At 66.8% G+C, this 23,640-nt stretch carries 19 protein-coding genes; 7 read left to right on the top strand and 12 right to left on the bottom strand.

The window, feature by feature from the left end:
* Positions 1–8 precede the first annotated feature (8 nt).
* A complete protein-coding gene (locus J7I89_RS16805; protein ID WP_214972681.1) occupies positions 9–329 on the top strand; it encodes a hypothetical protein in 321 nt (106 codons plus the stop codon).
* Between the two features lie 314 nt (positions 330–643).
* Here the strand turns inward: J7I89_RS16805 and J7I89_RS16800 are convergent, their stop codons facing one another.
* The 4 genes from J7I89_RS16800 to J7I89_RS16785 all read right to left on the bottom strand — a co-directional run bounded on the left by J7I89_RS16800 (position 644) and on the right by J7I89_RS16785 (position 5,105).
* Positions 644–2,689, bottom strand: coding sequence for an HNH endonuclease signature motif containing protein (locus tag J7I89_RS16800; RefSeq protein ID WP_251045434.1), 2,046 nt, complete (start codon positions 2,687–2,689; stop codon positions 644–646).
* 90 nt (positions 2,690–2,779) lie between these two features.
* Positions 2,780–3,193: a DUF1622 domain-containing protein gene (locus tag J7I89_RS16795; protein ID WP_214972679.1), complete on the bottom strand. Its 414-nt coding sequence runs from the start codon at positions 3,191–3,193 to the stop codon at positions 2,780–2,782.
* Between the two features lie 113 nt (positions 3,194–3,306).
* Positions 3,307–4,167, bottom strand: a complete 861-nt coding sequence (locus J7I89_RS16790; RefSeq protein WP_214972678.1) for an SDR family oxidoreductase — start codon at positions 4,165–4,167, stop codon at positions 3,307–3,309.
* An 8-nt stretch (positions 4,168–4,175) separates the two neighbouring features.
* The gene (locus J7I89_RS16785) at positions 4,176–5,105 is read right to left on the bottom strand and encodes an MSMEG_6728 family protein (protein WP_214972677.1); all 930 of its coding nucleotides are present in this window, start codon (positions 5,103–5,105) and stop codon (positions 4,176–4,178) included.
* A 280-nt stretch (positions 5,106–5,385) separates the two neighbouring features.
* On the opposite strand from J7I89_RS16785, the gene J7I89_RS16780 reads away from it, so the two are divergent.
* Complete coding sequence (locus J7I89_RS16780; protein WP_214972676.1) at positions 5,386–5,913, top strand: hypothetical protein; 528 nt, start codon at positions 5,386–5,388, stop codon at positions 5,911–5,913.
* A 150-nt stretch (positions 5,914–6,063) separates the two neighbouring features.
* Here J7I89_RS16780 and J7I89_RS16775 read toward each other — a convergent pair whose 3' ends face one another.
* Together J7I89_RS16775 and J7I89_RS16770 are read right to left on the bottom strand one after the other, a co-directional pair.
* Positions 6,064–6,720 (bottom strand): transglycosylase family protein, encoded by a 657-nt coding sequence (locus J7I89_RS16775; protein WP_214972675.1) that lies wholly within the window; start codon positions 6,718–6,720, stop codon positions 6,064–6,066.
* 348 nt (positions 6,721–7,068) lie between these two features.
* Positions 7,069–9,801 carry an excinuclease ABC subunit UvrA gene (locus J7I89_RS16770; RefSeq protein ID WP_251045433.1) on the bottom strand — a complete coding sequence of 911 codons (2,733 nt, stop codon included), beginning with the start codon at positions 9,799–9,801 and terminating at the stop codon, positions 7,069–7,071.
* A 132-nt stretch (positions 9,802–9,933) separates the two neighbouring features.
* On the opposite strand from J7I89_RS16770, the gene J7I89_RS16765 reads away from it, so the two are divergent.
* Positions 9,934–10,902 (top strand): adenosine deaminase, encoded by a 969-nt coding sequence (locus tag J7I89_RS16765; protein WP_214972739.1) that lies wholly within the window; start codon positions 9,934–9,936, stop codon positions 10,900–10,902.
* A gap of 15 nt (positions 10,903–10,917) precedes the next feature.
* Here J7I89_RS16765 and J7I89_RS16760 read toward each other — a convergent pair whose 3' ends face one another.
* Together J7I89_RS16760 and J7I89_RS16755 are read right to left on the bottom strand one after the other, a co-directional pair.
* Positions 10,918–11,532 (bottom strand): hypothetical protein, encoded by a 615-nt coding sequence (locus J7I89_RS16760; protein ID WP_214972674.1) that lies wholly within the window; start codon positions 11,530–11,532, stop codon positions 10,918–10,920.
* A 100-nt stretch (positions 11,533–11,632) separates the two neighbouring features.
* Positions 11,633–12,454 carry a CPBP family intramembrane glutamic endopeptidase gene (locus tag J7I89_RS16755; RefSeq protein ID WP_214972672.1) on the bottom strand — a complete coding sequence of 274 codons (822 nt, stop codon included), beginning with the start codon at positions 12,452–12,454 and terminating at the stop codon, positions 11,633–11,635.
* A 251-nt stretch (positions 12,455–12,705) separates the two neighbouring features.
* Here J7I89_RS16755 and J7I89_RS16750 point away from each other — a divergent pair, with 251 nt between their 5' ends.
* Positions 12,706–15,003 (top strand): FdhF/YdeP family oxidoreductase, encoded by a 2,298-nt coding sequence (locus tag J7I89_RS16750; protein WP_214972670.1) that lies wholly within the window; start codon positions 12,706–12,708, stop codon positions 15,001–15,003.
* A 57-nt stretch (positions 15,004–15,060) separates the two neighbouring features.
* Here the strand turns inward: J7I89_RS16750 and J7I89_RS16745 are convergent, their stop codons facing one another.
* Positions 15,061–15,426 (bottom strand): DUF6457 domain-containing protein, encoded by a 366-nt coding sequence (locus tag J7I89_RS16745; RefSeq protein WP_251045432.1) that lies wholly within the window; start codon positions 15,424–15,426, stop codon positions 15,061–15,063.
* Positions 15,427–15,747: 321 nt separating this feature from the next.
* Positions 15,748–16,038: a hypothetical protein gene (locus J7I89_RS16740; protein WP_214972668.1), complete on the bottom strand. Its 291-nt coding sequence runs from the start codon at positions 16,036–16,038 to the stop codon at positions 15,748–15,750.
* A 262-nt stretch (positions 16,039–16,300) separates the two neighbouring features.
* On the opposite strand from J7I89_RS16740, the gene J7I89_RS16735 reads away from it, so the two are divergent.
* Complete coding sequence (locus J7I89_RS16735; RefSeq protein WP_214972666.1) at positions 16,301–17,173, top strand: glycosidase; 873 nt, start codon at positions 16,301–16,303, stop codon at positions 17,171–17,173.
* Between the two features lie 101 nt (positions 17,174–17,274).
* On the opposite strand, the gene J7I89_RS16730 is transcribed toward J7I89_RS16735, so the two are convergent.
* Positions 17,275–18,492, bottom strand: a complete 1,218-nt coding sequence (locus tag J7I89_RS16730) for a mechanosensitive ion channel family protein (protein ID WP_251045431.1) — start codon at positions 18,490–18,492, stop codon at positions 17,275–17,277.
* A gap of 222 nt (positions 18,493–18,714) precedes the next feature.
* Here J7I89_RS16730 and J7I89_RS16725 point away from each other — a divergent pair, with 222 nt between their 5' ends.
* Together J7I89_RS16725 and J7I89_RS16720 are read left to right on the top strand one after the other, a co-directional pair.
* Entirely contained in the window at positions 18,715–19,440 is a 726-nt protein-coding gene (locus J7I89_RS16725) for a hypothetical protein (protein ID WP_308159942.1), read from the top strand.
* Between the two features lie 91 nt (positions 19,441–19,531).
* A complete protein-coding gene (locus tag J7I89_RS16720; RefSeq protein ID WP_214972665.1) occupies positions 19,532–19,834 on the top strand; it encodes an acylphosphatase in 303 nt (100 codons plus the stop codon).
* Here the strand turns inward: J7I89_RS16720 and J7I89_RS16715 are convergent.
* Entirely contained in the window at positions 19,809–23,594 is a 3,786-nt protein-coding gene (locus tag J7I89_RS16715) for a TM0106 family RecB-like putative nuclease (RefSeq protein ID WP_214972664.1), read from the bottom strand. The genes J7I89_RS16720 and J7I89_RS16715 overlap by 26 nt on opposite strands.
* Positions 23,595–23,640 lie beyond the last annotated feature (46 nt).

Raw genomic sequence — 23,640 nt, 5'->3', positions numbered from 1 at the left:
CTGGCAACATGACTTACTTTCTGGAGTACACGATTCCCGCTGCCCCCGACAACGCCGAATTCGAGTTTCCGCACGATGAGATCCAGACCGGGACCACCATCCCGCTGTCCGAAACGGACGCCGAGATAGTCCACACGCCCGAACTGCCGGCGCGCACCGGCATCATTGGCGCGACGGTTCCTGAGGCGAAGCTTGAAGCCGAACAGCTCATCATGCACAGCCGCGCCACCGAAGCCACCCTTTATGAGGACCCCTCCAACTCGCTGCAGGCTGGGATCGGAAACGTCGTGGCCACATTCGTGGAAGGCCGCGGCTGGCAGGACGCGTAAGCATAGCGATGAATTGAGCAGTTACCACGCAGCGCCCGGACTCCTTGAATGGGTCCGGGCGCTGCGTTGATTAAGGCGCGTTGTTGATTAAAGGCTGTGTTGATTAAAGGCGCGAGGGTCAACGCCCGGGCCGCATGCCTCGCCGGCCAAAGGCTGCTTCGACTTGGCCTGCAGGATCCAGCGTTATTCGGACAGTCCCTTCAGACATTCCCAGCGCGCGGGCGAGTGCTTTGTTCGCCGCCTCGCCTTGGACCGTGTCCGCTGGCCTGTGCGGACGGTTCTGCGTTGTTGTGTGCGCGGTTTTCCGGGCGTGTTCATGTTCGGTGGTGGTGGTTGCGGCGGGGTGTTTGTTTGGGGTCGATGTGGGGTGGCGGGATGAACCAGGGGACGCCGGTTTGCATCCGGATTTGCCATTGTTCTTTGTGGATGAGGTGGTGGTGGTGGGTGCACAGGAGGGTGCCGTTGTCGGTGTTGGTGGGTCCGCCGTGTGACCAGTAGGTGGTGTGGTGGGCTTCGCACCAGGGGGCGGGGATGGTGCAGTTGGGGAAGGCGCAGCCTTGGTCGCGGGCGGTGATGGCTTTGCGGATGTGGGGCGGGAAGATTCTGGTGGTGCGGCCGATGTCGAGGATGCGGCCTTCGCTGCCGAGGAGGACGGGGATGATGTCGGCGTCGCAGGCGATTTTGCGGATAGTGGCGGGGGTGACGGGCCCGGTGAAGGTGAACGTTCCGGTGCCGGTCGCGGTGCCGGGAGGCCCGTCCGCGGTGGGCGCGGGGAGGTGGCCTGTCGGGGACGCGGGGTGGCCGGCGGTGAACGCAGGCCCGTCTGCCAGGGACGGGTGGTTGCCGCGGGTGGGGCTAGGGTTTCCGGTGGTGTAGCGGGGTCCGTTGGTTGAAGCCGTTTCGAGGCGGTTCAGGAGGTCCTGGTAGCTGATGGTGACCATGACCTGGGGTCGGAGTCCCCCGGTGGCGGGCAGGGTTCCGGTGGCGAGGGCAGCCTTGCAGGCGCCGATGAGGCCGTCGAGGAGTTGCTGGGGCCGGGTGCGGCGTTCCAGCGGCGCGTCTGCGGCGGCGGTTTCGGCCTCCTCGCCGAACCCCGGCCCGGTATGGGGTCCCGCGGCCCTGCCGTCGTCCGTGCCGTCGTCCGTATCCGTGGGTGTGTCCGTGGTGGCGCCGTTCTCGGCGCGGGCCGCCTCGCTGTTTCCTGCCGCACTGTCGGTGCCGGCGGCTCCGCTGTCTCCGCTGTCTCCGCTTGTGCCTGCATCGGGGCCGGGTGTGGGTTGGGTGCGGGGGTTGGTGGCGGTGTTCATGACGGTGAGGAGGTGTTCGTATTGGTCGGGGGTGGCGAAGATTTCGAGGTGGTGGAGTCCGCGGCGGGGGCGGCGGAGGAAGGCGCCTTGGCGGTGGCGGAGGTCTTCTTCGGTGGGTTCGGTGCCGTCCTGGTCGATGGCGTCGGCCCAGCGGTGGGCGATGCGGGTGAGGAAGTCGTGGTCGTTCTGGATCGCGGTGCGGGTGAGGGTGTGTTCCATCCGGGCGAGGTCGGCGGGGGCGGCGAGGTGGCGGACGCGGTCCAGGGCGGTGGTGATGATGGTTCCGGCGCGGGAGGCGATGGTTCCGGTAGCGAGTGCGGCGGCGGTTTCTTCGTAGGCCGGGGGCATGGGCTGGCCGGTGATGCCGGTGCGGGGGAGTATGGCGGAGGCGAGGGCGAGGCGGCGGCGGGCTTCTCCGGCGCTGATTCTTAGCCGGGTCCTGAGGAACTCGGCGGTGTTGCGGGATCCGTCATCGGCCGGCGACACCGCCGGGACCGGGACGGAGACCGACGTGGAGCTGGCAGCGGAGCCGGAGGCAGCAGCGGCTTCGGTGCCGTCGTCCGTGCCTGTGCCCCAGCCGGTGGTCCATCCGGCGGCTTTGCTAGCGGGGCCGGCGGCGTTGATCGCCTCGGTGCGGGTCCGGTCCACGGCGGCCGCGCCCAGCAGCTGCAGGTACTCGGCACCGCGGGAGATCTCCTCGGCCAGCCCGGCGAAATCCGCGGCGGCCGGGAAACCGGCCAGGGCCAGCTCACCGGGCGCGGACACGACCGCTGCCCCCAGCAGGTCCAGGCAGCGTTTGAGGCAGTCGGTTGGCCCCGTAGTCATGGCATCCCCGCCGGCGGTAACAACGCCGGTGGCACCAAAACCGGCGGCAGCCCCGCCGTCGTGCCCGTCCTGATCGGCGGCTGGCGGTACGATGCGCAGGCCGCCAGCAACGGCGGCACCCAGAGCAACAGCGCGCGAATCGGGGACGCTCCACAGCCTGGCACGACGCGGACCGGGCATTGCTGCCCGGTCCGCGTAACCGCTTGCGCCTTCCCCGATGGCTTCCATATGAATACTTTGTCAGAGGGGTCTGACATTATTGCTCGGGCCGGGATATCAGGCCGAAATAGGTAATTTCAGCCCCACCAGCGGGCCGGGTTACGTCTCCGAAACCGCGGACTCCCGCCGGTGCGAGGCGCCCGATCCAGCTGCGGACGGTTCCTTCTGCCAAGGCCACCGGCCGGTGATCTCCAGCTCCAGCGAGAAGCTCAGGAAGGTACGGATGAGCACGATGATCGCCAGCACGCCCACACTTTCGTACGTCGGCGTGACGGCTACGGTGCGGATGATGTCGGCCGCCACGAGCAGCTCCAGTCCTAGCAGAATGGAGCGCCCCAGCAGTTGGCGGTAAGACCGGTAAACGGACATGCGCTCGGCATCCGCAGGCAGTCGCTTGGGCTGGTAGCCGCGCAGCGCCATTGGGATCGAGACCACGGCGCCGATGACCATCACGGCCACGCCGGCGAAATCCATGTACCTGCCGACTGCTTCAATGATGTGCTGAAAATCCATCGTGCCCCTCGTAGTTCCGGTCTAAGTGGTTCCGCGCTCGTCGAATCGGGAGGCCCGAATCAGGCTGGCGAAACCAGGCAGGCTGAACCAGGCTTGCCCAGGGCCGACGGACGCTATGGATGCCGTACCCCAACACCCGCCAGAATGTCTCGATACCCTTCGCGGAACGTGGGGTACGCAAACGAAAATCCCGAGCCGCGGAGTAGGGCGTTGCTGCAGCGCTTGTTGCCGCCGCGTGCTTCGCCAGCACTGCCCGACGGCGGGACCTCGAGCCCCAGCTCCGAGGCCAGGAAGCGGAGGACGTCGCCGAGTTCGGCCGGATCGTCGTCGACTCCCAAGTACACGGGTGCGGGCTCTTCGGCCATGGTGCACAAGTGCACGATCGCGCCCGCGGCGTCGTCGCGGTGAATACGGTTGGTGTACCGGGGGTTGGCAGGGATGACCGCCGTTCCGCCTCGGACCTGGTCAATGAGCCGCGTGCGGCCGGGTCCGTAGATGCCGCCCAAACGGAGCACCACGGGCGCGGTCCCGGTACCGCGGAACCGCTTCGTCAGGAGTTCCTCCGCCTCGCGGAGGATGCGGCCGGAGAACCCGCCGGGTGCCGGCGTCGTGCCCTCATCCACCCAGCCGCCGTCGGCGTCGCCGTACACCGCGGTGGAGGAGACGAAGAGGACGCGACGCGGGGTCACGCCGTCGCGCTCAAGGGCGTCCAGGACATGCGACAGCCCGTCAACGTAGGCAGCGCGGTAGGCCGCCTCCGTTGGGGAATCGGCAGCAACGGCGACGACGACGGCGGTTGTGTCCGCCGGGACCGGCGGCAGTTCGGCGGTGCTCAGGTCAGCCGGGGAGCCTTCGATTGCCGCTGGCAGTTTTTCCGGCGTACGCCGCCAGCCCACGACTCGGTGTCCGGCAGCGGCGAACCGCAGCCCCGCCTCGGTGCCAAGGTCGCCGCAGCCTGCGAGGAGGATCGTCATACGCCTGTTCAGAGGGCGGGGACCGGGAAGAAGACGCGGGGATCCTGGAGCAGGGCGGGGTAGTCGAACGCTGAACGGTCTACAACGTCGGTGACTTTGAAGTTGCGGCCGAAGCGGCCGTCGTCGAGCGTGATGGGCCGTCCCAGCACCATCCCGAGGGCGAACTTGCTGCCGTTCTCGAGCGGGATGGCCACCGCCGTCTTGCCCGGCAGGGTTGAGAAGGCCGCTTCCTGGCGCTGCCGTTTCCGTGACGGCTTCTTGACGAGCTTTTTCGGGAGCTTTCGGGCGACCTTTGCCGGTCGGCGCGATCCGGTGTCGGCGTAAACGAACTGGTAGTCGTCGTCGCCGGAGTCGCCGCTGCCGGAAGCCTTGCCGGCAGCCTGAGCCGCACGGCCAACGGCCGGCAGGGCAATCTTGTCCAGCCGCTCGGGGTCGGTGTCGCCCACGTGTTCGCGCAGAATCCAAAGAACATCGCCCTCAGGATCCTCCGGCAGAAACTCATGCCGTGGCTCGGGCCAGATGTACTCGAGGTCCGCCTCGGTGCCCGGGAACACCTCCGTGTAGAAGCGCGGTTCCTTGCGGATGAGGTTCGAGCGGTGGCTCAGGTGAAACTCGGGATCCCCGAGCCACGGCGGCATGGGAATCTTGGCAGCGTAGTCCGGATGGGCGGCCTGAGGTGCGAACTCGCGGATGTTCGCCCCGGTGTTGTCAGCGAATCCGCGTTTGGTCCATTCATCCACCATGGCCAGCCCGTACATGGTCAGCGCCGGAACGTAGCCCATCCACATGCGTATCGCGGGGTGGGACTGCCAGCCGTACTCCGGGATCACCAGCGCACGGAGTGTCTGCAGCGCCTCGACGCGCTGCTTGCCGAGCCTGGCAGGGTCCAGCGCGGCTGCACTTTGCTGGAAATCGGGGTACGGAAGGAAGGTTTGCATCCCTTCAGTCTGACGCCCCGGGCCCGATGTGCCAATTGTGGTGGCCGAGGCCACATGCCGCCGCGGGTGCCAGCTGCCGCGCGGGCTGCACGGAGATGTTCACATTGTGGACTGATGCATACGGCAAGGCGTGTTAACCACTAAGATAGCCGAAACCTCCCTAGCGTTCGGAAGCCTTCACATGACTCTTACCTCGCCAGCGCCCCTGTCAGCGGCGTCCTCTGAGCCGAAATCACACGCGCCACAGGAGCCTCAGCTGTTCGTTCCAAAGTACGGCCGGATGCTCGGCCCGGACGCGAACGGCATCCTTGTTCTCGACGAGTTTACGCTGGATCCCGCGGCCACCCGCAAGGAGCAGCACCGCTTCCGCACGGCCCTGGCCTCTGTGGCATTGACCCTGCGCCGCCTGGTTGCCCTCCGTGTGGTGATCGCCGTCGTGGCCGTCGCCAATCTTCCTCTGTTCCTGATGTCCACAGGTTGGTGGATTTACGCCGTATCGCTGTCCCTGGTGATCGGAGTGCACGTGGCCGTGAACTGGCTGAACCGCCACGAACCGCGTGTAAAGCAGCGCCACGAACTTGAACTCCACCAGCACCGCGAACGCAGCGCCAACTACCGCAAAGTGCGCGACGCCGTGAAGTTCGTCATTGACACCCCCTCGCGCATGAACGAGCACCTCTACCTCGAACTGCTGCACGCCAAGCGCGTTGCCCTGCACCTCACCTCCGGCACCGTCGCACTCCTGGACACGAGCGACGACGCCGCCTGGAAGGTTCGCATCGTCCGGGAACTTCCGACCGCCGCCTAGCCGCAGCAGCAAAACACCAAGCAAGAGAACGACGCCGGGCGCCCCTCAAGGGGGCGCCCGGCGTCGTAAGTCACAGCCAGGGTGGTCGCCGTGGTGACAACCGAGCCCGATGCATCAGAGGCTCACGCTGTCGGCAACCGAGCCTGGTAATTAGGCAGGCAGCTGCAGAACCTGGCCGACGAAGACCAGATCGGGATCGGTGATGGTGTCGGCGTTGGCGTCGGCGAGGTGCTGCCATCCGCCGTGAACTCCGAGCTCGTCGGCGATCTTGCTGAGGGTGTCGCCATCCTGGACGGTGTAGGTCTCGCCGCTCAGGGGCACTGTGGCAGCGTGCCTGGCCTGGGTCGGGGCCTCGGCGACCGGCGCCTGGGCCACGGGAGCCGTCTGAACCGGGGCTGCCTGGACAGGGGCGCTCTGGGGCTGGATCTGCGGGGCAGCTGCGGTTGCGCCGCCGCTCAGGCCCAGCTTTGCGGCACAGGCAGGCCATGCGCCCCAGCCCTGGCCGGCCTGGACCTTCTCGGCTACGGCGATCTGCTGGGCGCGTGAGGCGCTTTCAGGGGATCCCGTGCCGCCGTAGGCAGCCCAGGTCTGAGGGGTGAACTGGAGGCCGCCGGAGAATCCGTTGCCGGTGTTGGTGGCCCAGTTGCCGCCGCTTTCGCACTGGGCGAGGGCGTCCCACGTGGAGGCACTGGTGGCCGTGGGCGTTGCTGCGTTTGCGGCGGTGGCGGACAGGGCCAGGCCTGCGACGGAAACGGCGGCCAGGGTGACTCCGCGGCGCGCGGCAGTGCTGAAAGTTGATTTCTTCATGATTGGGATGCTCCTGAGGCCACCCGCGCTCGGTCCGTCCCCGGACGTTGTCGCGCTACCGCCCGCCCCTGACATATAGAGGTCATTACGGTGTCTGCCGGCCGGGCAGTAACTGGTGGAGGCAGCACCGGGCATTCATGGGCCCGCGCGGCGCGGGCATGTGTCCACGGTAAGGCAGTCCTGCTCCGTTATCAAACCGAGATCATCTTCGGCAGTCAAACCAATTTGCACAGCTAACGCGCGTCGCCGAGGTTCGTGGCAGACGGCTCCGGCGGTATCCCGGGGGCGGGCTGCCCGCCTGCTCACCTCAGAGCTGCAGACCCGCCCACTTCAGCGCTCACGCCGTGGTCAGGACGCCAGGGCGGCGGCCAGATACGGTGCCGTCCGGCTGTCGGGTGAAAGGGCGACGGCGGCTGCCGTCCCGGCGGCGACGATCTCGCCGCCGGCGTCGCCCCCGGCAGGTCCCAGGTCAATGACCCAGTCCGCGGCGGCCACCACATCCATTTCGTGTTCCACGACGATGACGGTGTTGCCGGCGTCCACGAGGCGGTTCAGCTGTGCCATAAGTAGCTGGACGTCCGCCGGGTGGAGCCCGGTGGTGGGTTCATCCAGCAGGTAAAGCGTGTGGCCCCGGCGGGCCCGCTGGAGTTCCGTGGCGAGCTTGATCCGCTGGGCCTCGCCGCCGGAAAGTTCGGTGGCGGGCTGGCCCAGGCGGAGATACCCCAGGCCCACCTCGATGAGGGTCTGGAGGCTGCGGGCGGCCGCCGGTACATCGGCGAGGAACCCGGCTGCGGCGTTGACGGTCATGCCCAGGACTTCGGCCACGTTCTTGCCGCGGTACGTGACTTCCAGTGTGTCGGGGTTGTAGCGCGAACCGCCGCATTCAGGGCAGGGCCCATAGCTTCCGGGCAGGAAGAGCAGTTCGACGGCCACGAAGCCCTCACCCTGGCAGGTCTCGCAGCGGCCGCCCGCCACGTTGAAAGAGAAGCGTCCGGCGCCGAAGCCCCTGGCCTTGGCTTCGTCCGTGGCGGCGAATTCCTTGCGGACCGCATCGAAGAGTCCGGTGTAAGTGGCGAGGTTGGATCGCGGCGTGCGGCCGATCGGTTTCTGGTCCACCTTCACCAGCCGGTCCACCTGGTCCAAGCCGGACACGGGACCTACCGTCAACGGTGTGCCGAGCGCATCGGAATCCTCCGCTGGGGCCGCGTCCGCGGGGTCCGCCGTGTCGGCACCGCCGGTACTGCCGCCATCGGGTCCCGGGTGCAGCAGCGATCCCACGACCTCCGCGAGCACCTGGCTGACCAGCGTCGACTTGCCCGAGCCGGAGACGCCGGTGACGGCCGTCAGAACGCCCAGGGGGAAGTTGGCGTCAAGCTCCCGCAGATTGTGGCGGCTGATGTCGCGCAGCTCCAGCCAGCCCCCGGGTTCCCGCCGCGCATCGTCAGAAGCGGGGCCGTCAGCATCGGGGCCGTGTCCGGCGCCACCGTCACCCGTGTTTCCGGCTCCCGAACCGGCGGTGCGCGCGCCGCCGTCGTCCTTCTTTGCACTGGAACCGTTGGAACTCGCGGAACCGTTCGCCGCAGCGGAACCGTTGGAACCCTTGGAGTTCGGGAACAGGAACGGCCGGGTCAGTGAGGCTTCCACCTCGGCGAGCCCGGCCACGGGGCCGCTGTAGAGCACTTCGCCGCCGCCTTCACCGGCGCGTGGTCCGACGTCGACGAGCCAGTCGGCATGGCGCACGATGTCCATGTTGTGCTCCACGACGAACACCGAGTTGCCGGACGATTTGAGCTTGTCCAGGACGGCGAGGAGGGGTTCGGCGTCGGCGGGGTGCAGCCCGGCGGACGGCTCGTCCAGCACGTAGATCACGCCGAAGAGCCCGGAGCGCAGCTGGGTGGCGATCCGGAGGCGTTGCATTTCGCCGGGGGAGAGGGTGGGCGTGGAACGGCCCAAGGCCAGGTAGCCCAACCCGAGCTCCAGCAGCACGTTTACCCGCTGAAGGAGGTCGCGGGTGATGGCCACCGCCACCTCGTTGCTTTCGCCCGAATCGTGCTTGCCAGAGGCCTGCTTCCGCGAGGCGGTTCCGGCTTCGGTGAGCTGGGCGGTGGGGCGGATGATGTCCGCCAGTTCGGCCATGGGCACGGCGTTGAGCTCGGCGATGGTGTGGCCGGCGAAAGTCACGGCCAGTGCCTCCGGAGTCAGGCCGGTGCCGCTGCAGCGCGGGCATGGCCCGGTTTCCATGAACTTCAGTACGCGCTCGCGCATGGTGCTGCTTTTGGAATCGGCCAGGGTGTGGAGGACGTAGCTTTTGGCGCTCCAGAACCGGCCCTTGTAGGGCTTGGCCACGCGGTCGCGCTCGGGCGTCACTTCCACCACGGGCTGTTCTTCGGTGAAGAGGATCCAGTCGCGCTGCTTTTTGGGAAGCTTCCGCCAGGGGGTGTCCACGTCATAGCCGAGGTGGCTGAGGATGTCCCGCAGGTTCTTGCCTTGCCACGCTCCCGGCCATGCCGCGATGGCGCCGTCGCGGATGCTCAGCGAGGTGTCTGGGACCAGCGATGCCTCGCTGACGGTGTGAGCAAGGCCGAGCCCATGGCATTCGGGGCAGGCGCCGGCGGCGGTGTTGGGGGAGAACGCGTCGGAGTCCAAGGATGCGGCGCCGGACGGATATGTGCCGGCACGGGAATATAGCATGCGGAGCGAGTTTGAGAGGGTGGTCACCGTGCCCACGGTGGACCGGGAGCTGGGTGAGCCGCGGCGCTGCTGGAGGGCGACGGCGGGTGGCAGCCCGGTGATCATTTCCACCTTGGGGTTGTTGCCCTGCTGGATGAGCCGGCGGGCGTAGGGCGCCACCGACTCGAAGTAGCGGCGTTGGGCTTCGGCGTAAATGGTTCCGAAGGCCAACGAGGACTTGCCCGAGCCGGAGACGCCGGTGAAGGCGACGATTGCGTCGCGGGGAACGTCCACGTCAACGCTGCGGAGGTTGTTCTCGCGGGCACCCCGGACGCGGACAAAGCCGTCAGTGTGATGTGTCAGCTCGGTTGTCAGCTCGGGCAGGTAGGCGGCAGGCAGTTCACTTCGCATCTGTTCGACTCTAGCGGTGATGTCTGTGCCGGGGTCTATTCTTGCGGTGTGGATACTTACGACGGCGCCGCCGAACCGAACGATCAGACCGCACTTCTGAACGAAACGGAGGCTGCCGCAGCGCCGCCGATCATGCCCGTGGCTGAACTGCACCTGCACATTGAGGGCACGCTGGAGCCCGAACTGATCTTTGCGCTCGCGGAGCGGAACGGAATCGATCTGCCGTATTCAGGCCTGGACGAGCTGCGGGCGCGCTACGAATTCACGGACCTGCAGTCGTTCCTGGATCTGTACTACGCCAATATGGCCGTGCTGCGGACCGAGGCGGACTTTGCGGACATGACCCGGGCCTACCTGGCGCGGGCCGCGGCTGGCGGAGTGCGGCACGCGGAAATCATGATGGATCCGCAGGCGCACCTTTCCAGGGGAGTTTCGCTGGAGACCTGCGTCAACGGGGTTGCCTCGGTGCTGGCCACGTCCCAGGAGGAGTTCGGGATTTCCACGCTGCTGATCGCCGCATTCCTGCGCGATCTGTCCGAAGAGTCCGCACTGGAGGTTCTCGAGGCCCTGCTGGCCATGAATGCGCCGATCGTCGCCATCGGACTGGATTCCGCCGAGGTGGGCAATCCGCCGGCCAAGTTCGAGCGGCTGTTCGCCCGGGCCGGCGAAGCAGGCCTGCGGAGGATCGCCCACGCCGGCGAGGAGGGCCCGCCGTCGTACATTATCGAGGCGCTGGATGTGCTGGGAGTGGAGCGGATTGACCATGGCATCCGGTGCATGGAGGATCCCGACCTGGTGGAGCGGCTGGTGGCTGACCGCGTGCCGCTGACCGTGTGCCCGCTGTCCAATGTTCGGCTCCGGGCGGTGGACATGCTCACCGACCATCCGCTTCCCGCGATGCTGGCGGCCGGGCTGAACGTCAGCGTCCATTCGGATGATCCGGCGTATTTCGGCGGCTACGTGGATGACAACTTCGCGCAGCTGGAATCGGCGATGGTGCTCTCCGAGTTCGACCGGGTCCGGCTTGCCGCGAACTCGATCGGTTCATCCTTTGCCACGGACGAGCGCAAGGCGGAGCTGCTGGCCGAGCTTTCTGGCTAAGCGGAGCGTTTCAGACTAAGCGGAGCGGGCGGGCGGTGCCGCCGTCCTGTCTCCGGTGCGCACGATCCACCAGCCCAGGGCGGCCATAGCCAGCCCAATCGGGATACCGTACGGCGGCAGGCCCGCGTTGTAGCCCAGGAAACCGGCCACGATGAATGCCACGCCCGCCCAGGCCGGGAACATCCGCACCCGCCAGCCGGCGATGCCGAAGACTATCCAGCCGAGGGCAAACAGCACATAGCTGGACAGGCCGCCGACGGCCAGCATGCCCGAGCCTCCGGCGAGGATGGCGCCGGGTGCGACGTCGGCGATCCACGGCGCGGCGAATCCGTCGAACCACATGTTGCCTGCCATGTCCAGCGTGCCCACGAGCGCGAAGCAGAAGCCGACGGCGCCGAGTCCGCCGGTGCGGCTAGCCGAGCGGAAGTACACGGAGACGAGGGCCAGGACGAGCCCGATGAACACCACCCAGTACAGGGCGTTGGTCACCTGGAACGGCGCCTGCCTCATCATTTCGATCCGGTCGAGGCTGCGGTCGGCGGTGAGCAGACGTGCGAGGTCCACGGCGGCGAAAGCGAGGCCCGCCACTAAGGCGATCGGACCGGCAGCTGCGACGAGTGGTGAGGACATCTTCTCCTCCTGGGGATCGGTTGTGACGATGAGCCGGGTGCTGTCCGGTTGGGTTCTGTTTGGGCGCTACTTGAGGCGCGCGACTCCGGGGTGGCCGGTTTCACATGGGGCGCATCCTGAGGGAAAAACGCTCGACGGCGGTGGCTGAGCGGGGTGCCTTGCGCCAGGCTTCGCGGTCGAACATCACGGTGGCGAGAACCGCCAGGAGGACCACGACGAAATAGATCAGCTCAGCGCGGCCGGCGACCGCGCCCGTGAAGCCGAAGGAACCCACGGTGAAGGTGCCCTGGCTGTTGTGGAACAGGAGTGTCAGCAGGACGCTGCCGCCCGTGCGGTTGAACAGCCACACGTACAGGAAGGTGATGGCGAACGTCGTCGGCAGCGCGATCAGGCTCAGCCCTTCGAAGAGGACCAGCGGCAGGTGCCAGAGCGCCACCAGCAGGCCAAGAATCGCCGCGGACTTCAGCGGCGGACGGGCGGCCTGGAGCAGGGGGAGGGCATAGCCGCGGAAACCAGGCTCTTCACCCAGCGGCCCGTCCATCGGATTGACCAGGCGGATGGCGAACACCATCAGCATCCCGCTCCACGTCAGGCGGGCGAGGCCCGGGGCCGACGAGCCCAGGGCGATGGTGACGAGTCCCGTCGCCAGCACCAGAACGGCCGGGAGCAGCAGGGCCACGGCGTACCAGACCCAGCCCACGCGCCAGCGGATCAGCCGGCGGCCCCATGCCCGGAACCCGGCCCTGCCTTCCGCCAGGGCGATCACGATGACTGCGGCAGCCAGCGGGCCTATCGGCAGGAATTCCATCCGCGGCACCAGCCCCGCCGCGTAGGCCGGCCAGGAGGACCATGAGATTGCATAGGCCAGGACGAAGAAGGCCAGTAGCCTGTGGTGTTTCAGCCAAGATTTGGAACGACGCATGACGGGCTCCAAACGATCATTGTTTGGTGGTCCAATTGTCCGCCCCGCTCGCGCGGGGGCGCCAGAGGGAGGGGGCTGGGCGGTGACCCGGCTCAGCGCTGGGCGGCGGCGGAGCAGCCAAGTGGAATGCGCACACGGAATGCTTGCAGCGGCCTGCCATACCTGCTACGCCTGTGAAAGGGGGAACACGAAGGCGGGTCCCGGGCCGGAGGCACAGGAACCCGCACGGGGCGAGTCAAGGAGAGTGCAGCATGCCGCGCAAAAACCCGCGGGTGGAAAAAGCTGACGAAAAAGACCTTGAAGTGGGCAAACCGAAGGAATGGGCCGCCGGAATACCGGGCGTCTACCACTCGATTCAGCCGGCGCTCAAGCACATGGGCGTGGGCAGGACCGGAAAGACGCTGCTGGGGCTGAACCAGAAGGACGGCTTTGACTGCATGAGCTGCGCGTGGCCGGATCCCGGCGACCGCAAGACGTTCGAGTTCTGCGAACAAGGCGCCAAAGCCGTGACGTGGGAGGCCACGCCGGTGGTCATTGCCTCGGAGTTTTGGGCGGAGCACCTGGTCAGTGAACTGCGGCAACAGCCTGAGTACTGGCTCGGAATGCAGGGTCGCCTGACGGAGCCGGTCTACAAACCGGCAGGGGAGGACTACTACCGGCCGGTGAGCTGGGATGAGGCCTTCGGGATCGTGGGCGGCAAACTGAAGGGCCTTTCCAGCCCGGACGAAGCAGCGTTCTACACCAGTGGCCGGACGTCCAACGAGGCCGCCTTCCTGTACCAGCTGTTCGTGCGTGCGTATGGGACCAACAACCTGCCGGACTGCTCCAACATGTGCCACGAGTCTTCAGGCTGGGCCATGGGCCAGACCATCGGCATCGGCAAGGCCACCATCTCCTACGACGACTTCGCCAAGGCGCAGCTGATCATCATCATGGGGCAGAACCCGGGCAGCAACCATCCGCGCATGCTCACCGCCCTGGAGGAAGCGAAGAAGGCCGGCTGTGAGATTGTCGGCGTGAATCCGCTGCCGGAGGCCGGGCTCATGCGCTACAAGAACCCGCAGAAGGTCAGTGGAATCGTGGGCCGCGGCACGGAGCTCGCGGACCAGTATCTGCAGATCCGTGTGGGAGGGGACATGGCGCTGCTGCAGGCCCTCTCCAAGCGCGTCCTCGAGGCCGAAGCGAAGAACCCCGGAACAGTCTTGGACAGCCAGTTCCTCGCGGAACACTGCCAGGGGCTGGAGGAACTCAAGGCGCACCTCGAAGAACTGGACGAGGAAACCGTCCTCCAGGCCACGGGCCTGCGCAGCGACGAAATTGACGAATTGGCTGCCCGCTATTTGAAGGCGGAACGGGTCATCATCACGTGGGCCATGGGCATCACCCAGCACAAAAAGGGCGTCGCCACTATCAAGGAGATCATCAACTTGCTGCTGCTCCGCGGCAACATGGGCAAGCCCGGCGCCGGCGCCTCGCCCATTCGCGGGCACAGCAACGTCCAGGGTGATCGCACCATGGGCATCTGGGAGCGGATGCCGCCCGCGTTCCTCGACGCCCTCGGCAAGGAGTTCGATTTCGATCCGCCGCGAGAACCAGGCGCGGACTCCGTGGACACGATTCGAAAAATGCGCGACGGCGGCATCAAGGTTTTCGTGGCATTGGGCGGCAACTTCGTTTCCGCCATCTCGGATACGCATGCCGCGGAAGCAGCGATGGAGAACACCGACCTCTCCGTCCAGATTTCCACGAAGCTCAACCGCTCGCACACGGTAACGGGCAGGGCCGCGCTTATTCTGCCCACGATGGGACGCACCGAGATCGATATGCAGGCGTCCGGCCCGCAGTTCGTCTCCGTGGAGGACACGGTCTGTGCTGTGCATGCCTCCGAAGGCAGGGTAAGGCCCGTTGCGCCGAACCTGTTGTCCGAGGTGGCCATCGTCTGCCGCCTTGCCCGCGAGACCGTAGGCGGCAAGACCAGCGCGGACTGGTCCGGATTCGAGAAAAACTATGACCTGGTCCGCGAACACATCTCCCACGTGGTGGCGGGCTGCGAGAACTACAACGACCGGATCAGGCAGGAAGGCGGCTTCGTCCTGCCGAACGGACCGAGGGACTCCCGCACCTTCAACACTCCCACCGGCAAGGCAATGCTGACGGTCAACCACCTGGAGCATATGGAGCGGCCCCCCGGAACGCTGATCCTGCAATCCGTCCGGTCGCACGACCAGTTCAACACCACCATTTACGGCTACAACGACCGGTACCGGGGGATCAAGAAGGGCCGCGACGTGGTCTTCGTCAGTCCTGAGGACATTGCTGAGCTCGGGCTCAGCGACGGCCAGTTCGTCGATCTCCATGGGGTGTACGAGGACAACGTGGAGCGCGTGATGCGGAAGCTGCGGGTGGTGTCCTATCCCACCGCCAGCGGATGCGCGGCAACGTACTATCCCGAGTCCAATGTGCTGGTTCCCCTGGACAGCGTCGCGGAGGGAAGCAACACGCCGGCGTCGAAGGCGGTTATCGTACGGTTGGAGCCCAGTACCGCGTGAGGACACGGCGTTAGGACCCGCGGGGTTTAGGACCCGCGGGCAGTCATTGCCGGGTAGTCATTGCCCGGTGCTTGACCAGCCCTCGCTGTCGGGGCCGCCGTCGGCTCCGTCCTCGCAGAGCCGCAAGGCCACCTCGGCAGCGGACTGGACTGCTTCGCCCGGTGTCGTGTTTCCGCTGCGTGCGGCAAGGCCGGCCGCGTAGCCAACGAGCAGGGCGGTGACCGGTCCGGCCGCACTGTTGACGGCACTGGCCGACTCGTCGGTGAGCCTGGCAACGAGCTTTTGATCAACTTCAAGGTCCAGGATCTGCAGCGCCTGGGTGAGCCGCCGGGTCCATTGGGACAGCTCCTGGTCTTCGGCGGCATTGCTGGCAGCGTCCCCGGTGCCGTCTGTGCCGCCGGTGCCCTCGATATTGCCCGTCATGGGATTCCCTTTCGGTTGCTGCTGCGGATGCCGACTACGTCTTGGGCTTGCGGAAATGCAGAACGCCACTATAGGCACCCCGCCTCCGGGGCCACAACGGCCGGAAACACGCCCGCGGCGGCATTTCTGCACCTCTTTAGCCGGGCGATGCCGCCGCCGGGCCCGTGCTGCCGGGGGCCGGGACTGGCGGGGCAGCCCAAAGAGGTGCAGAAATGCGTGGTGGCATGCTTTCGGCTAGGTCGGCTCGGCTCCGTCGGTTCGATGCGCCAGCCAGCGAGGAAGCAGCCGCGCCCAAGCGGACGCGCGGAAGCAGGGATTCGGTTACTGCTCCGCGCCGCCGTGCAGCCCGTCGTCGCTGCTGTCTCCGGAAGCTGCATCGCCGGTGTCGTCGGAGAGGTCCATGTTCCCGCGCGCTTCGTCCATGGTGGGGCCGCCGGCGGGGACGCTGTAGGTTTCGGGCCGGATGCCGTGCGCCTGTTCCTCGATCAACGCCTGTTCTTCGCTGAAGCGGATCACGTTCGCGTCGTCGCCGGCGTCACCCGGAATGTCTTCGCGGATCTCCGAAGGGTTCGGAATTACAAAGCCGTCTTCATTCGAGCTGTGTTCGGTCACTGGTTCGTCCCTTCCATGCGGTGGCTTACATGGTAAGCCTACTTTCCATTTTGGAGCCCCGCGCAACATGGGCGGCCATCGGACCCCAATCGGCAACATTTAGAACGGCTGCAGAGGCCGCCGGATCTGAGACTTTAGGCTCAATTCCGGTGTAATCCTCGTCATAGTCGGTCACGACACACAATGTTTACCGTTTCAAGTCGCCAGATTTGCCGAGTACTTGGCAAACTACTGTGGGAACAATCGCTCTATAAGGGGAACCATGCGCAAGACCGCCGCAGAAAACACCAACTTCCGGCTCAAGACCGTGCTGGACGTTCTGGCAGAGGGGGTGCTGTCTGGTGATCCGCAGAATGCCGGCACCGTCCTGGCTGAAGCTCTCGTCCGGGTTCCATTGAACGCCTACGAGGCCGAGCTGCTCAGCGGGGGCATCCCCCGGGGCCACAAGTCACTCACCACCGCAACTGCCAAGCTAGTCAAGGCCGGCTGGCTGATCAAGGGCCGCTCCGGCTGGACCATCACCGACGACGGCCTGCGTGCCACGGTCGCCTTCGCGGATGCCGAGATTTTCTCCGCAGCGCTCGACGCCGGGACCCCGGTTCCGGCCGGCACGCCCCTTCCGGTGGCGTCGGCCGCCAAGCCGGCGGCCAAGAAGGCTCCCGCAAAGGCCGCAAAGTCTGAGAAGGCACCTTCCAAGACGGCCAAGGTCGTTGACAAGGCTGCCCAGCTGATCGAAGAAGCCGTGGCTCCGGTTGCCAAGGCCGTCCGTGGCAAGAAAGCCGCGGCCGGCAGCGCAACTGAAGCCGCCGCCGTCGAAAGTTCTGTTGAAGCGGTTGAGCAGCCGGGGGCCGTGGCGGTTGCCGGTGACTTCAACATGTTGCTTGGTGCCCCGGAAAACTGGGCACCGCAGTACGACGAAGCGCAGATGCAGTTGGACGTCCTAGACCAGCTGTGGAAGATCTCGGCTGACATCCCGGCCGGGTACTACACCTTCAAGATCGCGCTGAACCGCTCTTGGGAAGAGAACTACGGCGCCTTCGGCGCGTTCGATGGCGCCAACCACGAGCTGCACCACGATGGCGGCCAGCTCACCATCCGCTACGACCACCGCACCCGGGACATCACCGTCAACTGATTCCCGCTGAGGAAGCGCACGACCGGTCGGGTCGAACCCGGACAGTCTGAAGCCCCGTTGCCGCAACCGCGGCAACGGGGCCTCGCCGTTCCCGGCCACACTCACTCGTGCGCGGACAGGGTCTTTTCCCGGTCCTCGAAGACCTGTTCGCCCGGGCCGGTGAACGCCCGGGAGCGTTCCACGGCTTCGATGGAGCCTGTGAAAAGCTGGGAATCGTGGGGATCGGAGGGCTGCCGGGGGTGCGCTTCCAGCTCCGGCCGCTGCGCCGGGGAAGGACTTCCTTGGGCGGAACTCACAGTCTCCCAGCGCAGATGCGGGAGGGCCTGCGGATGGTGCTGCTGCAGGAAGCCGACCAGCTCTTCCCTGATAAGGCAGCGCAGGTCGAACAGTGCCGCGCTGTCCGCGGCGCTGACCAGGATCCGCACGCGAACGAAGCCGCTGGTGGCATCGGTGACCTGGAGGATTCCCACGCGTTCGTCCCAGAGCGCCGTGCCGGCCAGCAGGGACTTGAGCTCGGTGCGCATGGCCTCGACCGGTGCACGCCAGTCGAGGTCAAACTCCACGGTGCCCATGACTTCGGAGCGGCGGCGCGTCCAGTTTTCGAAGGGGGTGGTGGTGAAGTACGTGGAGGGCAGGATGAGCCGGCGGTCATCCCAGATGTGGACCACAACGTAGGTCAGCGTGATTTCTTCGATCCGGCCCCATTCCTTCTGCACCACCACGACGTCGTCAACGCGGATGGCGTCGGTGAAGGCGAGCTGGACGCCGGCAAAGACGTTGACCAAGGCGGACTGAACGGCGAGCCCGGCCACGATGGAGAGCAGCCCGGCCGACGCCAGGATGCCGGCACCAAGGGCGCGGACGTCGGGGAAGGTGAGCAGCGCAACGCCGAAGGCCAGGATCACGATCAGGGCGATGCCGACGCGGCGCGTGAGAATCATCTGGGTGCGGAGCCGCCGGGCGCGGCGGTTGTCCGCCACGTCCACGCTGTAGTGCGTGAGCATGAGCGCCTCGATGATCATGAGGATGGCCACCGCCAGCCAGGCAACCGAGGCGATCAGTGCAATCAGCAGGACGTGGTCCACATTCCTGCGCCACGGGGCGTCTTCAGTGGTCAGCGCCAGGGCGATCCGGACGCCGATCAGGCACAGGGTCAGGCGAAGAGGAACCCGCCCCATCCGGGACGTTTCGCGGAGCGCGGTGAGCCTGCGGTTGAGCCGGACGAGGACCCGGCGGAGGAGCCACGAGAGGAAAAGTCCTGCGGCCACGGCAATGGCGATTGCGAGAAAGGGCATTGCTTGGTCAAGGAGGTCTGGCATGTCTTAACCTCTATCAACCTTCGCCGCCGCCCTGAAATCGAGCCCTACCCGGGCGAGCCCCTCACTGGTTAAGCCCCCCACTTGTTATGAGGGGCAACGCTTTGGATTCAGTGGCCGCCAACTCGTTCCCAATCGATGGATAAACCTCCACAATTGGGAGCACCGTTCGCATCTCAAGGAGGAGCCTTGCGTTATTTAGGGAATTTGCCAGGGGCCGCGGTTGTGGCTGCCGTGCTTGTTGCGCTGTCCGGTTGCGGGGCGCCGGCGTCGCCCGGGGCGGGCGGATCGGCGTCGCCGACCGTTTCACCGGGCGCCTCCGATTCCACCGCCTCGCCTGGGGCCGGTTCCCAGAAGGCGACCGACAGCCCTGCTTCCGCCACCGCCTCGGGGTCTGCGACTTTGCCGGCCGGCTGGAAGACGTTTACGACGTCGGACGGCAAGTTGTCGTTTGACCTTCCGGCCGAGTGGAGCATCAAGGACCCTGCGGGCGCCGTTCCGCAGGGCGGCGGCGTGTTCGTGGAGGTTCGGAATCCCGCAGGCAAGTCGATGGCCACGCTGCGCACCAACATGGTCACCGGCGCGGAATGCACCACGAAGCAGCCGTACGGCATGCTCGATTCCGAGCCGCTGCCTGCCCTTAAGCAGTCAGGCAGCACGCCGCGGTTCACCTTCGAATCCCGGCAGGATAACACCGCAACCGACCCCGCAAAGATGACGGTGCTGGCCTACGGCATAACGTCGTCGCCGGAACCCACCGGGCCCACTGCCTGCCCGATCTTCCACTTCTTCACCTGGCCGCCCAGCGGGGCAATGTTCGGCGGCGTCTACAACCCTTTCGACACGACGCCGGGCAACCCGCCGAACGTGGACACGCCCGAGGCATACATGGGCACGCCTGAATACAAGAACATCCGGGCCATGATCACGTCGCTGCGCCCGGCGAGCTAGGAAGCACTCGCCGGGCGAGCCTGTCGGGACCCGGGCGAGGTGTTGCTGGTCGAGCCTGTCGAGACCCGGGCGCCGGGGCTACATTGGATCCATGGCTGACTCGAAGGCTTCGGAACCGGACAGCGTCCGTCTCACGGCCCGCGTCACGGGCATGGTCCAGGGCGTCGGCTTCCGCTACTGGACGGCGCGCAAGGCCGACGAGTTGGGCCTCACCGGCGCGGTAAGAAACGACGACGACGGCGCAGTCTCCCTTGTGGTGGAGGGTCCGCAGCCGGACATCATCGAATTCCGGCGCTGGCTGAGGTCACCGCAGGCGCCGGGCCGGGTTTCGCACGTGGACGAGAGGATGTCGCCTGCGGAGGGCGGCTTCAAGAGCTTTGAGGTTGTGGGCTGAGCGGCCGGGGGCTGAGCCCGATGAACGCACCGAGTTCCTCCAGCGCCGACGGCCTGGTGGGCATATAGTTGGTCAACTCGGGCGAGCGGACGATCACCGCACGCCATTGGCCGCGCGAAACGGCCACGTTGATGCGGTTGCGGTTCAGCAGGAATTCGGCGCCGCGCGGCGCCTCGGCAATGGCAGAGCATGCCATGGACACGAGCACCACGGGTGCCTCCTGGCCTTGGAACTTATCCACCGTGCCCACCCGCACGTCCTGGAGACCTGCGTGATCGAGGGCGTGCCGGACAGCCTGCACCTGGGCGTTGTAGGCAGCTACGACGAGGATGTCGCTCGGTTCCAACCGGCGCACTGGCTCATCTCTGCCCGGCGTCCATTTGAGCCCGATGTGGTCATTTGCCAGCCTCACGATCGTCGCGGCTTCCTCGCGCGAGCTGGTGGTGTTGCCGCTGTGCTCAACAAGCACCGTCTCCACTCCGGCCGGCGCCCCGTCCAGCTGGCGCAACGACGCTGCCGGAGCTGACTCCAGCTTGGCGTCGTAGCTGAGTTGGGACACTGCCCTACACAGCTGGGGATGCATCCGCCAGGAATCGGCAAGGAAGTAGCCCAGCTCGGCAGGCATGGTGGCGTGTCCGGCGGACAGCCAGCCGAGGGCCGACTCGTCAACCGGCTGGGGATGGGACCCCTGGGTGACCTGCGGCAGTTGCTGCGGGTCGCCGAGCAGCAGCAGGCGCTTGGCGGACCTGGCCACTGCAAGCGTGTTGGCCAGCGAATACTGCCCGGCCTCGTCAATCACGAGGAGGTCGAGCGATCCGGGCGGCACGCACTTGCCGGTCACGGTCCACGCCGTCCCTCCAATCAGGCAGCCGCCCTGCCTGTCCAGGAGGCGGACGATGTCTTCGTCAGCGGTATGGGGCCAGGGAACATCGTGCGGTTGCGCCAGCCGCTTGGCCACCACCCGCGGATCCACACCGGCCTTCTCGATGGCGGTGCACAGCATGTTTTCGACGACGGCGTGCGACTGGGCAACGACGCCTACCTTCCACCCGCCGCGCACCAGGCGGGCGATGACGTGCGAGCCGACGTGCGTCTTGCCGGTGCCCGGTGGTCCCTGGACGGCGAGGTAGGAACGGTCCAGATCTTCCAGCGCACCGGTGATGGCGGAGGCGTAGTCGGCATAGCCGGAGGCATCGTGCGTCACCGGCGGGAGTGCTGGCAGCGCGGTCAGTCGCGGGGGCACCCGGCGAAGGATGTCGAGCCCGGCGTGCTTGGGCAGCGACGGGAGTGTGGCGCCGACGAGCTGGGCGAGTTCGGCCAGGGCCGCTTCAATGCTCGCGGTGGGGATGGGCCGGTCTGGGGCCAGCGCCATGGGCAGCTGGAAGTACGGGGGCACGCGTCCGGAAGACTTCTCCGTGATGGTGATGACGGTCTTGCCTGGCTGATCGGGATGGTCCTCCACGGTCTCCACCAGTGTGCCGAAGATCCCGTCCCGCGAGAGTGCCTCCCTGGCGGTTCCGGCCTGCGGTGTGCCATCAACGGGGTGGAGCCCAATGCCGGGAGCCGAGGGCCGCGGCGTGCGCCCGCCGTCGACGTCTCCGAGGCCGTCAGGCAGGGGATCCTCGAACATGCGGAACCAGGTGGAGCCTGCACGGAACTCTGAGGCCTCGCTCATGACGCCGGTGAGCCGCAGAGTCCTGGATTCCGTGCGGGCACGGGCGGTGGGCGGCGCCCAGTCCGACAGGACGTCAGCCGATTCGACGATGAAGACGTTCCGCTGATCCGACCATCTGTCCACCTCGGATTCGAGGCGGTCGAAGTGCTCCCACCAGAACTGCTTGCGCTCCCGGCGGTGGTAGCCCGTGGCCGCCGCGACCATGGCCACGGCTTGCTCGTCTGCTGTCAGCTCCCGGGTGTCCGGGACCGCGTCCAGATATGCGCGCAGGCGTTCCTCCTCGGCCGTTGGCTCGGCGTCGGGTTCTATTGCACTGGCCCCCGGCGAGGAAATGTCCGCCTGGCCGGCAGTAGGCGCCGCGGCAGTAGGCGCCGCGACAGCACCAGCCGCGGCAGCGCCAGCCAGCTCAGCGCCACCGGCCGGGACCGCAGGCGTCCGGGCCTGCCGGCGCAGTTCCAGCAGCCAGTCACGGAGCCGCAGCGTGGAGAGGCAGTCGTACTCGTTGTAGTCGGAGATGGAGGCGAGGATGGCGGCAGCCTCCGCCTGGGTTCCCGGTCCGCCGTCGCGCGCGGTGCAATACGCCGCATAGGCAACCACGGAGGCGCCGGCGTCCTTGACGTCTCCGGACCGCAGGTTGCTGCCCATGTACAGCGGCTCGAGTTTCTTGATGGAGTAGGAGGCCTCGGAGATCCTCAGCGAGTGCCTCACCCTGGCGTACAGGTCCACGAGCAGCCCCTCGCGAAGCCAGCTGTCCACGATGTCCTCACCGGCGACGTGGGTCAGCGACAGCTTGCGAAGCGCCGTCTTTTCGTAGGGCGCGTAGTGGTAGACGTGCATGTCCGGATACCTGGCCCGGCGTTCCTCCACGTAGGCGAGGAAATCCAGGAAAGCCTGCCTCTCGCCCGCACGGGAATGTGCCCAGAAGGGCCGGAACGCCGGTTCGGCTCCGGGCGGGTCTCCGGGCAGCGGTGCTTCGATGACGCCGAAGAGGTATTCCAGTCCCCATTGGCCTGTGGCGGGATCCTGCCACAGCGGATCGCCTTCGAAGTCGAAGAAGATGTCACCATCGCTGGGTTCGGGGATGCTGGCCAGCGCGTTGTCTGCCAGCACTTTGTAGGTAACGGTGTGCTGCTCGCCGTCCTTGATGAAGGTGCGCGAACCGTCCGGATCCTCACGGCCGGTCTGCATCCTGGCCTGATCGCGCAGGCGGCGCCTTGATCCCGTGGCCAGTGCCAGGGGGAGTTCAGCGAGGGCATCGATGGTGGTGACGCCGTCGGCGATGAGCTTCTTCCGCTGCACGGAGGTCATGCCCGCCACCATCAGCAGGTCACGGTGTTGGGCCACCTGCTCCGCGCAGTAGTCGCACCTGCCGCAATGGCCGACGCCTGGCTGCTGCCACCGCACTGGCGTATCCGCGGCACGGTGGACTGCGGTCAGGTCGCGGAACCGGATTCGGCGCTCGCGGTACACAGGCAGCAGATCGGCGAGCGAGTGGACGCTGTGTTCGAGGTTGCCGAGAACCAAGGTGACACGTGGCGCCGGGGTGAGCCCGAGCTGGATCAGCTGGTCACCGTAGGCGGCCAACTGCAGCAGGGCGCCCACCTTGGCATGCCGGGCGAGCTTGGTGTCCCACACGGCGTAGCGGCCGGCGGCCTCCCCGGCGGCGCTGCCCTCCTTGATCAGGAAGTCCGCATAGCCCAGGAATTCGCCGTCGAAAAAGGTGGCCTGGAATACGACGTCGGCACCGGCATGGAGCGCGGCAGCTGTTTCATTGTGCTTGCCCGTCAGATCGGTGCGGTCGGTGGTTCCGCGCTCCACGGAGTAAACGCCTGCGCCGTGCGCGGCATCCCAGGCGCCGTACTCAGCGATGAGGCCCGCCAATACCTTGTGCTCGTGGAGATCGCCCAGCTTGCCGGCGCGCGCCTGCATCTCGTCGGCGGGAAAGTCGGCCCTGGGGGAGCGGCCCAGCTTCTCGTCGAGGATCCGGAGCGTGCGGTATTCGCACTCGCTGGCGGCCACAAGGTCGCTCGCCGAGAACACCAGATCAGCGGGTGCTCCCGGCGTAACAGGATCGAGCAGGAACATGGGGCCTCCCCATTGGCAGCCTCGCTCCGGGACGGTTCCCGGTGCG

The organism is Arthrobacter sp. ISL-5, from assembly GCF_018613835.1.
GTDB lineage: Bacteria > Actinomycetota > Actinomycetes > Actinomycetales > Micrococcaceae > Arthrobacter.
Note: the sequence above shows the minus strand (reverse complement) of the source record. Positions and strands in the feature narration are given on the sequence as shown.

What these genes read in the sequence shown, in the direction of transcription:
- J7I89_RS16805 (WP_214972681.1), top strand. Translation starts at nt 9, where the DNA reads ATGACTTACTTTCTGGAGTACACGATTCCCGCTGCCCCCGACAACGCC.
- J7I89_RS16730 (WP_251045431.1), bottom strand. Translation starts at nt 18,492, where the DNA reads ATGCCAGACCTCCTTGACCAAGCAATGCCCTTTCTCGCAATCGCCATT.
- J7I89_RS16755 (WP_214972672.1), bottom strand. Translation starts at nt 12,454, where the DNA reads ATGCGTCGTTCCAAATCTTGGCTGAAACACCACAGGCTACTGGCCTTC.
- J7I89_RS16785 (WP_214972677.1), bottom strand. Translation starts at nt 5,105, where the DNA reads ATGCAAACCTTCCTTCCGTACCCCGATTTCCAGCAAAGTGCAGCCGCG.
- J7I89_RS16765 (WP_214972739.1), top strand. Translation starts at nt 9,934, where the DNA reads ATGCCCGTGGCTGAACTGCACCTGCACATTGAGGGCACGCTGGAGCCC.
- J7I89_RS16775 (WP_214972675.1), bottom strand. Translation starts at nt 6,720, where the DNA reads ATGAAGAAATCAACTTTCAGCACTGCCGCGCGCCGCGGAGTCACCCTG.
- J7I89_RS16715 (WP_214972664.1), bottom strand. Translation starts at nt 23,594, where the DNA reads ATGTTCCTGCTCGATCCTGTTACGCCGGGAGCACCCGCTGATCTGGTG.
- J7I89_RS16720 (WP_214972665.1), top strand. Translation starts at nt 19,532, where the DNA reads ATGGCTGACTCGAAGGCTTCGGAACCGGACAGCGTCCGTCTCACGGCC.
- J7I89_RS16780 (WP_214972676.1), top strand. Translation starts at nt 5,386, where the DNA reads ATGCTCGGCCCGGACGCGAACGGCATCCTTGTTCTCGACGAGTTTACG.
- J7I89_RS16790 (WP_214972678.1), bottom strand. Translation starts at nt 4,167, where the DNA reads ATGACGATCCTCCTCGCAGGCTGCGGCGACCTTGGCACCGAGGCGGGG.
- J7I89_RS16735 (WP_214972666.1), top strand. Translation starts at nt 16,301, where the DNA reads ATGCGCAAGACCGCCGCAGAAAACACCAACTTCCGGCTCAAGACCGTG.
- J7I89_RS16800 (WP_251045434.1), bottom strand. Translation starts at nt 2,689, where the DNA reads ATGGAAGCCATCGGGGAAGGCGCAAGCGGTTACGCGGACCGGGCAGCA.
- J7I89_RS16745 (WP_251045432.1), bottom strand. Translation starts at nt 15,426, where the DNA reads ATGACGGGCAATATCGAGGGCACCGGCGGCACAGACGGCACCGGGGAC.
- J7I89_RS16770 (WP_251045433.1), bottom strand. Translation starts at nt 9,801, where the DNA reads ATGCGAAGTGAACTGCCTGCCGCCTACCTGCCCGAGCTGACAACCGAG.
- J7I89_RS16795 (WP_214972679.1), bottom strand. Translation starts at nt 3,193, where the DNA reads ATGGATTTTCAGCACATCATTGAAGCAGTCGGCAGGTACATGGATTTC.
- J7I89_RS16760 (WP_214972674.1), bottom strand. Translation starts at nt 11,532, where the DNA reads ATGTCCTCACCACTCGTCGCAGCTGCCGGTCCGATCGCCTTAGTGGCG.
- J7I89_RS16750 (WP_214972670.1), top strand. Translation starts at nt 12,706, where the DNA reads ATGCCGCGCAAAAACCCGCGGGTGGAAAAAGCTGACGAAAAAGACCTT.